At 63.9% G+C, this 14946-nt stretch carries 14 protein-coding genes; 6 read left to right on the top strand and 8 right to left on the bottom strand.

All coding sequences use genetic code 11. The annotated features are described in order from the left end of the window. Positions 1 to 17 precede the first annotated feature (17 nt). From creC to C6571_RS19860, 6 genes are all read left to right on the top strand, one after another. On the top strand, positions 18 to 1457 hold the full coding sequence (gene creC / locus C6571_RS07115; protein ID WP_106446073.1) for a two-component system sensor histidine kinase CreC: 1440 nt from the start codon (positions 18 to 20) through the stop codon (positions 1455 to 1457). Between the two features lie 103 nt (positions 1458 to 1560). Beyond that, complete coding sequence (gene creD / locus C6571_RS07110) at positions 1561 to 2958, top strand: cell envelope integrity protein CreD (protein ID WP_106446072.1); 1398 nt, start codon at positions 1561 to 1563, stop codon at positions 2956 to 2958. Next, positions 2955 to 3260, top strand: a complete 306-nt coding sequence (locus C6571_RS07105) for a hypothetical protein (protein WP_170094702.1) — start codon at positions 2955 to 2957, stop codon at positions 3258 to 3260. The genes creD and C6571_RS07105 overlap by 4 nt, the downstream gene beginning before the upstream one ends. A gap of 475 nt (positions 3261 to 3735) precedes the next feature. Then, the gene (locus C6571_RS07100) at positions 3736 to 4197 is read left to right on the top strand and encodes a hypothetical protein (RefSeq protein WP_106446071.1); all 462 of its coding nucleotides are present in this window, start codon (positions 3736 to 3738) and stop codon (positions 4195 to 4197) included. Next, positions 4194 to 4484: a hypothetical protein gene (locus C6571_RS19865; protein WP_106446070.1), complete on the top strand. Its 291-nt coding sequence runs from the start codon at positions 4194 to 4196 to the stop codon at positions 4482 to 4484. The genes C6571_RS07100 and C6571_RS19865 overlap by 4 nt, the downstream gene beginning before the upstream one ends. A 388-nt stretch (positions 4485 to 4872) precedes the next feature. Continuing rightward, on the top strand, positions 4873 to 5118 hold the full coding sequence (locus C6571_RS19860; RefSeq protein ID WP_211300709.1) for a hypothetical protein: 246 nt from the start codon (positions 4873 to 4875) through the stop codon (positions 5116 to 5118). A gap of 394 nt (positions 5119 to 5512) precedes the next feature. Here C6571_RS19860 and C6571_RS07085 read toward each other — a convergent pair whose 3' ends face one another. The 8 genes from C6571_RS07085 to C6571_RS19490 form a co-directional block, all read right to left on the bottom strand. Further along, entirely contained in the window at positions 5513 to 6124 is a 612-nt protein-coding gene (locus C6571_RS07085) for a nitrous oxide reductase accessory protein NosL (RefSeq protein ID WP_106446069.1), read from the bottom strand. Positions 6125 to 6158: 34 nt separating this feature from the next. Then, a complete protein-coding gene (locus C6571_RS07080) occupies positions 6159 to 6695 on the bottom strand; it encodes a nitrous oxide reductase accessory protein NosL (protein WP_106446068.1) in 537 nt (178 codons plus the stop codon). Continuing rightward, positions 6692 to 7504 (bottom strand): ABC transporter permease, encoded by an 813-nt coding sequence (locus C6571_RS07075; protein ID WP_106446067.1) that lies wholly within the window; start codon positions 7502 to 7504, stop codon positions 6692 to 6694. Before C6571_RS07075 ends, C6571_RS07080 begins: the two co-directional genes overlap by 4 nt. A 10-nt stretch (positions 7505 to 7514) precedes the next feature. Beyond that, positions 7515 to 8447, bottom strand: a complete 933-nt coding sequence (locus tag C6571_RS07070) for an ABC transporter ATP-binding protein (protein ID WP_106446066.1) — start codon at positions 8445 to 8447, stop codon at positions 7515 to 7517. After that, entirely contained in the window at positions 8425 to 9693 is a 1269-nt protein-coding gene (locus C6571_RS07065) for a nitrous oxide reductase family maturation protein NosD (protein ID WP_106446065.1), read from the bottom strand. Before C6571_RS07065 ends, C6571_RS07070 begins: the two co-directional genes overlap by 23 nt. Further along, positions 9690 to 12323, bottom strand: coding sequence for a NosR/NirI family protein (locus C6571_RS07060; protein ID WP_106446064.1), 2634 nt, complete (start codon positions 12321 to 12323; stop codon positions 9690 to 9692). The genes C6571_RS07065 and C6571_RS07060 overlap by 4 nt, the downstream gene beginning before the upstream one ends. Positions 12324 to 12431: 108 nt before the next feature. Continuing rightward, the gene (gene nosZ, locus C6571_RS07055) at positions 12432 to 14369 is read right to left on the bottom strand and encodes a TAT-dependent nitrous-oxide reductase (protein ID WP_106448094.1); all 1938 of its coding nucleotides are present in this window, start codon (positions 14367 to 14369) and stop codon (positions 12432 to 12434) included. Positions 14370 to 14394: 25 nt separating this feature from the next. Continuing rightward, positions 14395 to 14748, bottom strand: a complete 354-nt coding sequence (locus tag C6571_RS19490; protein WP_146139316.1) for a DUF2946 domain-containing protein — start codon at positions 14746 to 14748, stop codon at positions 14395 to 14397. Between the last annotated feature and the right edge of the window lie 198 nt (positions 14749 to 14946).

Below are 14946 nucleotides of genomic sequence, written 5' to 3'. Positions count from 1 at the left end.
TCTCCTGCTGCTGACTTATGCGCCTGGGCATCCGCCTGCTCTTCGCCTTCTTCCTCATCAACGGCATTGCCGCGTTCTTTGTGCTGCGCGTCTTTGTGGCCGAGATCAAGCCCAGCGTGCGCGAGGTGATGGAAGACATGATGGTGGACACGGCCCACATCCTGGCCGAGCTGGCCAGCGACGACCTGGCCGCCGGGCGCTTACAGGCAGGCGACAGCCCCTTTGCCCGGCATGTGCAGCACTACGCCAGCCGCCCGGTCGATGCCGCCATCTGGGGGTTTTCCAAGCAATCGCTCGACTACCGCATCTATGTGACCAATGCCGCCGGGCGCGTGGTCTTTGACTCGCAATCGCAGGCCGTCGGCCAGGACTTCTCGCAGTGGCGCGACATAGTGCTCACCCTGCGCGGCGAGTACGGCGCGCGCATGAGCCGCGACACGCCGGGGGACGACACCAGCGGCGTGATGCATGTCTCGGCGCCTATCTTCGTACAGGACCGCATCGCCGGGGTTCTCACCGTGGCCAAGCCCACGCGCACCGTGCAGCGCTTTATCGACCGGGCCGAGCACAAGGTGCTGATGGGCGGGCTGCTGCTGCTGGCGCTGTCGGCCGCCGTGGGTGTGGCGGTGACGCTGTGGATGGTGTGGAACGTGCGGCGCCTGCGCGACTACGCCCTGAGCGTGCAGGGCCCGGAGGCCGGTGCGCAGGCAGTTGCAGCCACCCCGGCGCTGGCCGTGCCGCAGGTGCCGGGCGAGCTGGGCGACCTGGCGCGCGCCATGGACCGCATGCGCGCCCGGCTGGAGGGGCATGGCTACATCGAAGCCTATGTGCGAGCCCTCACCCACGAACTCAAAAGCCCGGTGGCCGCCATCCGGGGCGCCGGCGAGCTGCTGCAGGAAGACTTGCCGGCGGGCGACCGCGCAGTTTTTGCCGCCCAGGTGGTGCAGCAAAGCGAGCGCCTGCAGCGCCTCATCGACCGCCTGCTGGAGCTGAGCAAGCTGGAGCAGCGCCAGCATGCGCAGTCACAAAGCCCGGTGGCGCTGCACGACTGCGCACGCACCGCCCTGACCCACACACAGGCGCGGGCCGCGCAGCGCGGCGTAACGCTCACCCTCACGGGCGAGGGCGCCAGCGGCCCGTGGGAGGCCGAACTCATCACCCTGGCACTGTGCAACCTGATCGACAACGCAATCGACTTCTCGCCCACCGGCAGCACCGTGGCAGTCGAACTGCAGGGCCACGCGGTGGCCGTGCAGGACAGCGGCCCCGGCGTTCCCGACTACGCCCTTGAGCGCCTGGGCGAGCGCTTTTTCACCACCGCACGCCCGAACGGCGAGCGCAGCGGCTCGGGTCTGGGCCTGGCCATCGTGCACCGCGTGGTGGCGCTGCATGGCGGGCACATGGCGGTGCGCAATACGGCGCCGGGTCTTCGCGTGACGTTGCACTTTCCAGGCTGATACTTGCCGCAGCGGGGCCGGACTTCACACTGGCCTCACAAACTTCATCGTGCCCTCACGGCACCGCCACAGACTGCCCGCACATTGACTGTGGAGCACGCTCTTGAAACACCCCTGGTTCACCAAACTGGCCGCATTGGCCGCCGTGGTTTTGTTGCTGCTTTTCGGCCTGGGCCAGATCGAAGACGTGGTGCAGGACCGCCAGCACTACCGCAGCATGACGGCCCAAAGCGTGGCCAACAGCCTGGCCGGGCCGCAAACGCTGATCGGCCCACTGATCCACAGCGCCTGCGTGGAGAGCTGGGACGTGGAAACCGGCAAGGGCGAGGAGCGCCGCATGGAGGAGCGCCGCCGCGAGTTCCGGCTGACCACCATGCCCGAGCAGCTTCAGCTGACATCGGGCGCCGCCATGGAAGAACGTGCCAGGGGCCTGCACAAAGTGAACACCTACAAGCTCAAGGCCCACCTCGCAGCGCAGTGGGCGCCGCTGACCGGCCTGCAGCCGCAAACCACCGTCAAAGGGTCGCGCATGCAGTGTGGCGCGCCCATCCTGATGCTGGGCGTGGGCGACGCGCGCGGCATCCGCACGGCGCAGCTCACCCTGGGCGGGCAGACGCTGGCGCTCAAACCCGGCACCTTTCACCCCATCTACAGCCGGGGCCTGCACGCCATGCTGCCCGAATCCGTGCTGGGCGGCCTTGACGGCCTCGCCGTAACACTGGACCTGGAGCTGGTGGGCACCGAACGCCTGTCCATCGTGCCCCTGGGCAGCAACACCGAGGTGCAGCTGGAAAGCGGCTGGCCGCACCCTTCGTTTACCGGCCGCTTTCTGCCCTCCGAACGGGAGGTGCGGGACGACGGCTTCAGGGCGCAATGGCGCCTGTCGTCCCTGGCCACCACGGCGCAGCAAGACATCGCCCAGGGCAAACCGGTGTGCCAGGCCAGCAGTAGCGACGGCGACGAGCAAGCCACCGCCACGCCCAGCGGCGCTTGTGCCGACAGCTTCAGCGTGGCCTTCATCGACCCGGTCAACCCGTATTCACTGGCCCAACGCGCCACCAAGTACGGCGTGCTGTTCATCGCCCTTACCTTTGTGGGAGTGGGCTTGTTCGAGTTAATGAAGCGCCTGCGCGTACACCCGGTGCAGTACCTCCTGGTGGGCAGTGCGCTGTGCAGCTTCTTCTTGCTGCTGCTGAGCTTGTCGGAACACCTGCCCTTTGGCGCCTCTTACGCACTGGCGGCCAGCGCCTGCGTGCTGCTGCTGGGCTACTACGCCAGCCACATGCTCGGCAGCGTGCGCCGGGGCCTGCCGTTTGGCGCGGGCATGGCGCTGCTCTACGGCCTGCTGTACCTGCTGCTGCAGCTGGAGCAGACCGCGCTGGTGGTGGGCGCGCTGGCGCTGTTTGCCGTGCTGGCCCTGGTCATGGTGCTGACACGCCATGTGAACTGGTACGCCCTGACCTCGGCGCGCGCCTTGGCCCCCGCGCAAGCCCTGTCATGAGCGCCGCCCGCCCCTTCAGCCAGGAAAGCGCCTGGGCGCAGCATTTGATGGCCCCCGTCACCGCCCAGCAAACGGCCTTGCCCCCCGCTGAGGCGCTGCGCCTTGCGCGCCTGCACGACCACCTGCTGGCCGCCCTGCAGGCGAATGACCGCGCAGCCCTGCGCTGCGCCAAGCAGGACGTGCTGCAGGCCGCCTTCACCCCGGCAGGCACCCCGGCACTGCGCCGTGCATTGCGCGCACTGGTCTGGCGCATGGCGGCACTGCGGTTGCCGGGACGGCGCGGAATGCAGGAACATGAATGAAATCGGGCTCTGGCGCTTGATGGGCGAGCGCTGGTAGCTACTGAAAGGAGAGCTGCTGTCGTGCTGCTCACTTTTTATTTCTGGCGGAAAGGTCTTATCTTTGGGTGGAGATGGGTGGCTATTGGCGGGGTGCCGATGCTGGGGATGCGATCTGCAGTTCTGCGTGCGAGCCGGAGCCGACGGTGGACATCGCTTTCCAAAGCGGTCTGCGATGCGCTACCCAGCGCTCCGGCAGCCAAAACTTGCCCTGTAAGCGCCCAGATTTCACCTCTTCGCAAGCTATAGTTTCCTCCGACGCAAGCGTGCCGGGTTTCACGGAATTTTTATACCTGGACGTTTACACAGCAAGGTCGCTGCAAATGTAGGCTGCAAGCCACTTCCAGGAGGAAGCCGTGTCCAGAATATCCCGCATCGGCCAGTTTATTCCGCAGGTTTTGCTGTCTACATCGCGTTAGAGCTCATAGGGAGACAGCACATGCCCGATATGGCAACAATTGGCGCCCTCTTAGGAAGCGTCAAGACAGCGACGGAGATCGCCAAGTTCATACGCGAAAGCGATGTGTCGATCGAACGCGCTGAGCTGAAGCTGAAAGTCGCAGACCTTATAAGTACGTTGGCTGATGTGAAGATGGAGCTTGTCGAGCTCCAGGAAGCCTTTGCGGCGAAAGACGAGCGCATCCGGGAGCTTGAAGAGGCTTTTCAGGCGAAGGATTCGCTGGTCCGTCGCTGGGATGCTTACTACATACCGGATGCGGATGGCGCGCCTATAGGGGCACCGTTCTGCGTGCGGTGTTGGGACATCGATCACAAGCAACGTCGCCTCGTCCACGATTCGAAGGAGTACCGCATCCGCGTCTGCATTGGCTGTGGGCACCGTTACGAGAACAGACTCGCAGGAGACATTGCGCCTCCGAAGATGGAGGAGGGTGAAGCTTGAAGACAGAGATCACAGAGGCAATCTCCCAGATGGTGACTATTGAGCTCAGATATTCTGGCTACATCCGCACTGTCGAACCGCACGCATACGGGCGAGACAAGAGCGGTGAAGAGATCTTGCGCTGCTTCCAAGTGTCTGGAGGGAGCGAAAGCGGTGAGGTTACCGGCTGGAAGCTGCTTAAGGTCGCGGACGCCTATGCAATCCAGAGGACCAAGACGAAGTTCTCTCCGCGCCCTGAGTATCGGCGGAACGACAGGGCAATGCAGTTCATGTTCTGCCAGCTGTGACATGAGCTCTAACAGGTCGTTCGACGCGGACACGCAGCGGCATTGCGCCGCGAGGCGTGCTGGTGAGCGTACGCCCCGCGGCGCAATGCCGCTGCGTGCCGGTCAACTCCGACGTTAGCGATCCAACCGGCCGCGCCCGGACTCCGAGCCGAAGAAACTTACTTGGTGCACGCTGGAGTACCGTCGCGGTGCGTGCCACACATGACCGACAAGCCATTGGTGCCTTTTGGGCCCCTACGTTAGCGTGGTCGGGTTGCGTCTTCGACATTGGTGAGGCTCATGGCAGCCGCTTGGCTTGCTTTGACCATCCCGTTTAAGAGACTGAGCATTCAAGACGCTTATCCCAAGTGGCATGCATCGTTGAACCCTTGTCGCAAAGGAGCGCGCCATGCCAAAGACTGTCGGCAAATCACCTGAGGCCTCACCGGCGTCCAAAGCCAAGCCGATACGCAAGCGAGCCAAGGCGGCAAGCTTGGGCATCGCCTACCCCAACGCCTGCGGCATCGACATCGGCGCCACCAGCCATTTCGTCGCCGTTCCTGCGGACCGCGATGCTGAGCCAGTACAGGAATTTCCAGCCTTCACCACCGATCTTGAGCGCCTGGTGCAATGGCTCGGTGAATTGGGGCTCTGACCCCAAAAACCGTCACGGACAGCGGGGTCGCCTTCTCTTTGGTGCCTTTCTCTCGGCCGGCGATCCGGTGGCGACGCAAGAGAAAGATACTGCGCCGCCGGGCGCACATCCCGGCACCCGCCCTTGGCAAAGGCATGCGGTCATTCCAGTCGCCCACCCTCGGCAGCACCTGGACTCAACCGATGAACGACCGATCCAACACTGGCTTCGGCACGACTGCCCCATAGCCAGCACTGCCAAGAACCCCGCCTTTCAATTTTCGTCCGACGCGCCCTTCAACGCCCGGCGCTACCAAAAGCAGGACGGCTCGCGTCTATCCACCGGCTGCTTCAGATCGAAAAGAGCCTGTATCGCTTGTCTATCAACCATCAGTAGCTACCCTATCGATAGCAAATCAATGCGCGTGCCCGCCCTGCCCACCCAGTTGCGCCACCAGAGCGGCGTCCACATCGGCAAACGCCAGCACCTTGCCGCCGCGCTGCGCGGCAAACTGGCGTACGGCGTCGGGTGATGCAAAGGCGGGCAGGTTGCCGGCGCGCATGGGGCCTTTGGCGCTGGAGCCTGTGACGTAGAAGGCGCTGCGCGCAGCCACCCAGCTGCGGCTGGGGATGTCGGTGACGTAGTGCGCCACGATCTCTCCCGCGCTGCGCCCAGGGCTGTAGCGCGCGACATCGCCCAGGTACATGAACAGGCTCAAGGGGGAATCGAAGAACTGCACATCGCCGTTGGCAAAAATGATCTGCGCTGCCCAGTCGGGCGAGCGCGAGGGGTACATGCCGCAGACCGGGCAGCGTGCGTCCCTGGGCACGGCGCGGGCCGCATCGAGCGCCAGGCCCGAGGCCGGATCGTAGGGCGTGGGGGGAGCCACCAGGCAGAAGTCGCTCTCAGGCTCGGGCACGGCCTTGCGGGCCACCCAGGCACTGGCGCCCGGCAGGGCACCGAACGCCAGTGCGGCAAGCCCCAGCGTGAGCCAGGTCCGGCGGGAAGACAGCGCGGGCGAATTCATGGGTGGCAAGGTGGATGGCAGTGCCGGCGTGGCCCTACATGCGGCTGTCGTGTTTGGCCCCGCCACTCAAGTCCACCATGTCGGGCTTGATGGCGGCGAAGGGCAGCACCTTACCGCCGTTGTCGGCAGCGAAGCGCTGGGCGTCGGCCTCCTTGGCAAAGCTGCCCACGGTGGGGCCCATGGAGCCGTGGCGTTGGCTGCCAAACACATAGAAGGCGCTGCGCGCATCGGTCCAGTGGCCTTCGGGGTGGTCCCAGTCGGCCTCGCCCATGTCCTGCACATAGACCGCGCGGATGGCGCGCACCTGCTCGCCCGCGAGCAAGGTGTTCAGCAGCTCGGTGGTGTCGCAGAAGAAGGCGGGTTGGGCCTGGCCGTCGTAGTGAATCTGCGCTTTGGGGCCGGGATAGTCCGACAGCAGCATGCCATCGAGATCGCAGCTCGTGCTGCGGTCGATTTCCACCGGCGCGATGCTGGCGCTCTCCGCGGCTTTGTCGCAGCCGGACAAAGCCAGAGCGCTTGCCAGCACGGCCAATGCGAGCAACGAGCGAAAAAACTTGGAATATCTGATCATCGAAATCTCCAGCGCGCCACCAGCAGCGGCACAACAATCCACACCAGCATGACGCTGCCCAGCAGCGCCTGGCTGCCCAGCGACGCCGGGACGATGCTGGCCAGCCCGTACAGCGTGCGCACGTCGTCCAGCGAAAAAACGTTCAGGATGCGAAACACATCGGCCGGGTTGAGCAGTAGCAGCCAGGCCAGGGCCTCGCCGCCAAACTGCCCGCCGGTACTCACCAGCACCCCGAGCAGCACCAGGTCGAACACCAGCACAAAGAAGAACCACAGGGCAATGGCCAGGCCCGAGGCGCGTGTGCGCTCGCGCGCCAGCACCGACAGCAGCACCGCCATGCTCAGAAACGCCAGGCCCAGCAGCACCGAACTGGCCATGAAGCCGCCGTAGTGGTAGAGCCCGGCCCAGCTCAGGCGCTGGTACAGCAGCAGCGCCACCAGGCCAAAGCCCGCCAGTGTGGAGAGCGTGAGCGCCGCAGCCAGCCCCAGGTATTTGCCCAGCAGCAGTTCCAGCCGGGTGATGGGCAGGGACAGCAGCAGATCAAGCGAGCCGCGTTCGCGCTCGCCGACGATGGCGTCAAAGCCCAGCAGCAAGGCAATGAGCGGAATCAGGTAGATGACCAGACTTACCAGGCTGGCAATGGTGACTTCAATCGAGCGAAAGCCCACGGCGCCTTGTTGCGCGCCACCGAAATAGGCGATGACCAGCGAAAACACGGTGAACACCAGGGCCACCGCCAGCACCCAGCGGTTGCGCATGCGGTCGCGGAATTCCTTGGCCGCGATGGTGAAGATTTGTGTCAGTTCCATGGGGCGCGCCTTAGTCGGAAAAGCCGAAGAACACGTCTTCGAGCGAAGGTTCGCGCAGGGCCAGGTCGTGCACGCGGCCACCAAATGGGGCGAGCGCGGCCAGCACGGCCATCTTGTGCGTACGCGGGCAGGCCAGGCGCAGTCCGCCGGGCACGGCCTCAGCGCTTTCGCCGGTGGCGTCCTGCAGCGCCTGTGCGATGGGGGCGAAATCGCCCGCGTCGAGGATCAGGTCAAAAACCAGCGGCATATGCGTCTGCTCACGCAGCGTCTGCACGCTGCCCAGCGCCTGAATGAGGCCATTGGCCATGATGGCCAGTCGGTCCACGCGCTCCTGCAGTTCGGCCAGGATGTGCGAGGTAATGACCACGGTGACGCCGCCCGCCTGCAGCGTGCGCAGCGTGGCGTAAAAGTCGCGAATCGCCTGCGGATCCAGGCCGTTGGTGGGTTCGTCAAGAAACAGCACCTGGGGTGTGCCCAGCAGCGCCTGCGCAAATCCCAGGCGCTGGCGCATGCCCTTGGAATACTCGCGCACCGCTCGCTTGCCGGCGTGCGCCAGCCCGACGCGTTCGAGCAGGCCGGGGCATTGTTCGAGCGGCGCGTGTTTGAGCCGGGCAAAGAAGTGCAGTGTCTCCAGGCCGCTCAGGTTGTCGTAGAGCACCACGTTCTCGGGCAGGTAGCCGATGTGCCGGCGTGCCGCACGAAAACCACGACCGCGCACCGGCGCACCGCCGAGCACGATGGAGCCCGCCGTGGTGGCTTCGAGGCCCAGCATCATTTTGAACAGCGTGCTCTTGCCGGCGCCGTTGTGGCCGATCAGGCCGAAAATTTCGCCGCGCACGATGTCGAGGTCGACGCCATCGACCGCGCGCACCGCGCCGTAGTGCTTGGTCACGCCGCGCAGCGAAACCGCCGCGCTGGCATCAACGGGGGAAGTACTTGCCACGCCAAAGGCTCCAGTCAGTGTGTTCGGGTTGCATGCGGGGGTGGGCGTCGACCACGGTGGGTACGCGCAGCACCGGAAATTGCTGGCCCACCAGGCGCAGGGCCTGCACCGCAGGGCTGGCCAGCAGCAGCTTCATGCCGGGGTAGCGCCAGCTCAGGCGGTCGACCATGTCGTTGGCTTCGTAGGGCACGTCGCCGTGGCCGTCGCCGTCGCGGTCCCAACCGACGTAGTTGCTCCAGTAGTTGCCCACCTTGCCGCCCCAGGGTTCGTCCTTGGTGCCCACGTAGCGCACCTGCTCGCGGTTGGCGATGAAGTCGTTTTGCTCGACCACGTTGTTCTTCACGCCGGCAGAGAGGTGGGCGCCGACAAAGTTGTCGACGATGAGGTTGTTGCGCAGCGTCACGTACTCGACGTCGTAGATGAAAAAACCGCGCTGATTGCCAGCCACCACGTTGTTCTCGACCACCGAATCCTGCACTGAGCGCAGCATGATGCCGTGGTCGGAATTGCCCCAGGCGCGGTTGCCCCGCACCACCTGCTCGCGCACTTCCATCAGCGCCAGGCCGCCGCGGTTGTAGTAGGTTTCGTTGTCCTCCCACAGGTTGTGGTACGAGGTCATGTAGTGCGTGCCGTAGCGGCTGTGGTGCAGCTTGTTGCCACGGAACACAGCGTGGTGCGACACGTCGACATACAGCGCGTCGCGCACGAAGCTGATGTTGTTGTCGAGAATCTGGGCGCGCTGCGAGTTGTAGAGCTGGATACCGTTGCCGCGCCGCGCCGAGTCGTAGTCGCGCTTGCCGGTGATGGTGTTGCCTTCGATGCGTACGTCGTTCACCTTCTCGATCCACAGCCCGAACAGGTTGTAGGTCAGGTCGCAGTGCTGCACCACAGCCCGGTGCGCGCCGGGGTAGAGGTAGATGCCGGCGTTCTGCTCGCCCTGGTGGTCGCCCGAGTCGCGCACGATCAGGCCTTCGATGGTCACGTCGGGCGCGGTGACGCGGATGGTGTCGCCCTGGTTGCCCCCGCTGATGGTGGGGCGGTCCAGGCCGCGCAGGGTCAAAGGCTTGTCGATCAGCAGGTTGGCGCGGTACAGGCCGCGCGCCACCACCACCGTGTCTCCGGGCGCGGCCGATCGTACGGCGGCGGCCAGGTCCTGGCCCGGCTGCACGTGCAGGGTGGCAGCATGTGCCGCCCCTGCCAGCACCAGCAGGGCGGCGCACCAGGCCGGTAGCAAGCGCAGCTTCATGGCATCAAGAGACCGAAGGACTTGAGGGCCAGGAACAGCGCCGCGCCAATGAGCAGGTTCTTGAAACCGACATAGCTGATCATGTCCATGATGCCCGCCACGCGGTAGTTGTCACGCCACCATGGACCGTCCTTCACGTAGCGCCGGCCCGACAGGCGGATCAGCACTTCGTACACGCTCCAGCCAAACCACCAGCCGATGATGGCGCCCGAAGAGAGCGTGCCCATGGCGGTCATCACCCAGGCCACCGTTGCGGCCACGGCGAGCGAGAAGCCCGCTATCTGCAGGGCGCGCTGGCTGTGCCAACCCTCGGTGCTCCAGGGCCAGAGGTGGTCGCGCAATTCCAGCCACAGCCATTCGAGCTTGCCGACATCGATCTTGTGGGCGGGCAAAGCCGGATCGGTGGGCATGCGTGGGTCGGGGCCGTTCACGGCCTTGGTGCTGATCTGGTCGGTGAAACTGGTAGAGGGGTAGATCGGAATGAAATAGCCGTTGGCGCCAATCGGCGTCATCTCCAATCCATCCTTGTCGCGGCGCTTGCGTTCCTTGGCCAGCGGCGGGCAGCCCTTGGTGTCGGTATACAGGATCATGCAGTCCAGACAGTGCAGGCATTCGCGGTGGTCAATGCGACCGTCGGCGTCAATCGCCTGTGCGCCGCAGCCCACAGCGCAGGCCTTGCAGCTGTTGCAGTCCTGTTTGCGCTTGAGGCCAAACCAGCGGAAGGTGCTGGGCATGGCGAGCGAGGCGCCCAGCGGGCAGATGTATTTGCAATACGGTCGTTCGATGAAGATGGAGACGCCCAGGATGGCCGCCACGAACAGGCCATAAGGCCAGGAGCGGTTCATCACACCGACCAGGAAAGTCGTCTTGAAGGGCTCGACCTCGGAGAGCTTTTCCGCCAGGCCCATGGAGAACATGGATAGCGTAAGCAGGAAAAAGAAGACGGCGTATTTGACCCACTTGAGCCGGTCATGCCACTTCTGCGGCAGCTTGGTCTGAAAGCGTCCCAGGCCGATAAAACGGGCGACCTTGTAGATGGATTCCTGCAGCGACCCGAACGGGCACATCCAGCCGCAAAACAGGCCGCGTCCGAAAAGGAACACGGTGACGATGATGAAGATCCAGAACAGGAAAATGAACGGATCGGACAAAAACAACGACCAGGTCCACTGGAACAGCAGCGCATGGAACCAGGTCAGCACCTGCGTGATGGAGGGCTGCGCCATGAGGCCAAAGCCCACAATGACGATAGAAATCGCCCAGGCCGTGTACTTGAATCCGTTCACTGGCCACTTGTTCTTGTGCGTGGACAGCCGGGTGAGGCGTTCGCGGTAGGCGTAGACGACGCCGACAGACACCAGCAGCACGACAAACAGCGCAATTTCTACGGCACGCGACTTCCAGATGCGTACCCAGGGCGCGTCGGGCTCGACCACCTTGGGTCGGCCGCCTTCGAGCATGGAAGCGGGCAACCAGTAGGGTGTGTCGAAGCTGGTAAAGCTCTTGGCGCCGGTGGCACGGTCGATGCGATTGCCCAGCAGCGAGAATTTCCAGGGATAGGCATCGGAGAACGCCTGGGAGCGGATGATGAAGATGGCAGATTCGGTAAAGCTTGGCGCACCCGTGGCCTTCACGCCGTAGAGATTGAGGTAATCAAGGTCGCGGAAAGTGAACGAATCTGCGCCCTGCTTGACCTGCACCCGGTCGTACAGGCCACCGCGCACAAAACCCGAACCCTTGAACGATTCGCGCCCGGCGGTGCGGATCACGAAGATGGCGTGCTCGCCCTCCTTGAGCTGGAGTTTGAGGTTCTCCCAGTCGGTATCGCCCAGGATGTTCTTGCCAATGTCGGGGTGGCTCAAATCGCCAAACCACAGCTCGATGAAGGGGTCGGCGCTGCGGTCCTGGCCCAGTTGCTCGGGCATGACGCGCAGATGCTGCACGGCGCCGCGCCCTACCAGTTCGTCCCAGGTAAGCGCATTGCCGCGCACCTTGTAGCGTGCCGCCTCGCGCACCGTGGGCGCCAGAATGCCCACCTGGCGCGCCACTGCCGCGCCCGAGGCCATCATCACCTGGTTTTGCGCAATCACCGTGACGGTGGCGCCGGAAATGGCGTCCAGCCCCACGATGTCTTCGTCGGGGCGCGACTGGCCAATCTCGATTTTGTCGGCAACCGACTTGCCCAGGTATTGATCGTTGAATTGGAGCAGTGCGGATTCGGGAATGCCCAGCAGCAAGATGGGCTCGGAGTGCTTGAGCACTTTGACGCCAACAAAGTGGCCGGTCTTGTCCATGCCGATCAGCGTGACCACGGGCTTGCCCGAGTAGGCCGGCGTGTCGGTGATGTCGGTCGAGAGCATCACGTAGCCCAGCAACTGGCGGCCCTCGCCGGCCTTGTCGTAGGCCTCAACGTAAGGCGGCTGGCCCTTGCGGTCAGAAAATTCGGTAGCGCCGGGGAACACGTCCTTGCAGGGCAGCAGGGCACACATGTCGGTGGCCGTTGCCAGGCCAGCAGGCAATTGCGCTTCGTAGGCTCCTGACGCTGCCTGCGCCCCCGGTGCAAGCGCACTCAGCAGCAAGGCCAGTGCCATCCAGAGGGTGGCGATCAAACGGGTTTTCGGCAGAAGCATCAGGGGTCCAGAAAAGAAAAAGGGGCAGCGCATCCCAGGGGCTGCGCTGCCCCTCTGCGCCTGTGCACGATCCCCAGCGAGACCATGAGCAGGCGCTAGAGGGGCCGATCAGGCCTCAACCAGCATGCGCGAGCGCATTTCGAGGTGCAGGGCGTGGCAGAAGTTGGTGCAATAGGCCCAGTACACGCCGGGTTTGTCTGCAATGAAGGTGACCGACTTGGTCTCCTGCGGATTCACGATGAAGTTGATGTCGTACTTCGGAATCGCCAGGCCGTGCGTCAGGTCTTCCACCTTGTCCAGGTTGGTCAGAATGATGGTGACTTCGTCGCCGCGCTTGACGGTCCATTCGCGCAGGCCGAAGGTTGGCGCCTGAGAAGTGAGGTACACGGTGACCTTCTTGCCCTTGCGCTCGACGCGGCAGTCCTTGGCGTCCTTGACGGCGTTGGGGAACTCATCGATGTCGTACACCTGGCGCGTACGCACCAGATTGCGCGGGACGATGATGGAGTCGTGCGGTTCGGAATACACCGCGTGGTCGGCCACCAGCTTCATCTTGTCGCCGCTGATGTCGATCAGTTGCGCCGTCTCGGGGTGCAGCGGGCCCACAGGCAGGAAACGGTCCTTGGAGAACTTGTTGTCCGACAGGAAGTACTTGCCATCGGCGTCCTTGGTTTCACCCATGGAGGTGAAGCCGTGGCCGGGCTGGTACATCACGTCGAGTCGGTCCACCACCGGTTGTGCGGTCTTGTCGCCTTTGTACGACTTGATTGCGGCTTCCACGTTCCACTTGACGATCTGGCTGTCCAGGAACAGCGTGGTGTAGGCATTGCCACGGCCGTCAAAACCGGTGTGCAGTGGGCCCAGGCCGATTTCTGGCTCGGCCACCACGGCTTCGCGCGCGTCCTTGAGGTCACCATCGAACCATTTGAGAACGAGATCGTGCTCGATGAGGGTGGCAGTGGGCGAGAGTTTGCCCGAGCAGGCGTAGTATTTGCCGTCCGGGCTGGCGTTGACGCCGTGCGGATTCTTGCCCACAGGCACATAGCAGACCAGCGAGGTTTTGGGGTCGGGGTTGCCGGCCTTGGTGCCATCGACCACCGGAACCTTGGAGCCGCCGTAGGTCTTGAACTTGCCGGCCTTCACCGCCTCTTCGATGCGGGCAATGTTGAAGAAGAGGCATGCATCCATTTCGGCAGACATCATGTCTTCGTAATGCACGCCGTTTTCGGTGTTGTACTGATTGGTGCAGGCGAGCTTGCCGTCGTACGAAGATGCAACCAAGTCGCAGTTGCCATCGACCAGCACCTGCCAGCGCACTTCCATGCTCTCGGCGTCCACGCAGCTGAAAATGGAACGGTAGTCGGCCGTGGCATCCATGTTCTTGCCGTTGTTGTCCAGGGGGATGGCGAATTCGCCGCCGCAGAACACGCGCGTGGTGTAGTTGATGGCGGGGTCCACCGGGTCGCGCTTGTCGGGGAAGGTGCCGTGGAAGCCTTGGACCAGCGGCAATTCGACGATCTTGTCGGTTTCCATGGTGTCCATGCGAATGCGAGCCAAACGACCATGAATCTTGTCGTTGACGAACATGTAGCGGCCGTCATAGGTGCCATCCTTGTAGGAAGGATGGATGTGGTGCGTGTCACCCGTGTGGTACTTCAAGCTGCCATCGGGCTTGGTGCCGAGAATCTTTTTCGATTCGTTGGTAACGCCCCAGCCCACCAGGCAGTCCATGTTGAAGACCGGAATGCGCTTGAACAGGCGGCCGGATGGCAGGCCGTAGATCCGGCACTCGCCTGAGTGGCCGCCGGAGGAGAAAGAGTAGTACTCGTCGAGCTGGCCAGGAGCCACTTCGTATTTGCCTACTTCGGATGCAGCGTGGGCAGCCGGTGCGGCTGCGGGAGCCGCCGCCGAGGGCGCTGCGCTGGCGGCAGGCTTGTCGTTGCAGGCTGCGACGCCTACGGTCAGGCCGGCCAGAGCCGCCGTGTTGAGGAACTTGCGCCGGCCAATGCCTGCGAGTTCGCTTTGGGACGCTTTCTTGTCGTTCATGGTGGGACTTTCTTTCAGGGTTGATTCACGAAAAAACAGGGGGTCCGCGACCAGGGGGTGGCGCACCAGATTGCGCGCAGACACTGGTCGGGGCAGGAGGGAAGGGTTGTGAATCGGCCGGCGCTGCGCTTGGGAGTGAAGCGACGACCAACGGGGCCGGGCCTGCGGCTGGCAGGCACAGAGGGCAGTCAAGCAAATGCGTCTCGGTGGGCAAGCCATCGTCGGTCAGCACCACCAATGCCACCCCACCAGCGCCAGCGCAGACCCACTGCGTACGGGTGGGATGCACATACGGCGACGCCGCAGAGACGCCCATGACGCAGAGGAAGCCGACGAGCAGTGCCCGGCGCAGCCAGGTCCATGCTCTAAGGGTTTTCATGGATGCGAGTGTAGATCAGGGTAAATGCTGATTTTTGATGGAGATCAATAGTGAGCGTAGGGGGATTTGTGCTGGATCTCAGAGGCGGCGTTACATTAGAGGCGCTGTTCCGGAGCAGTTTTGCGCAACGATGCTGCGCTGCATCATGTGCATGGCGCATTGCCCTACACGCAGCGCCACTGCCCTGCTGTACAAGGA

Origin of the sequence: Simplicispira suum (assembly GCF_003008595.1) — a bacterium.
Taxonomy (GTDB): Bacteria; Pseudomonadota; Gammaproteobacteria; order Burkholderiales; family Burkholderiaceae_C; genus Simplicispira; species Simplicispira suum.
Note: the sequence above shows the minus strand (reverse complement) of the source record. Positions and strands in the feature narration are given on the sequence as shown.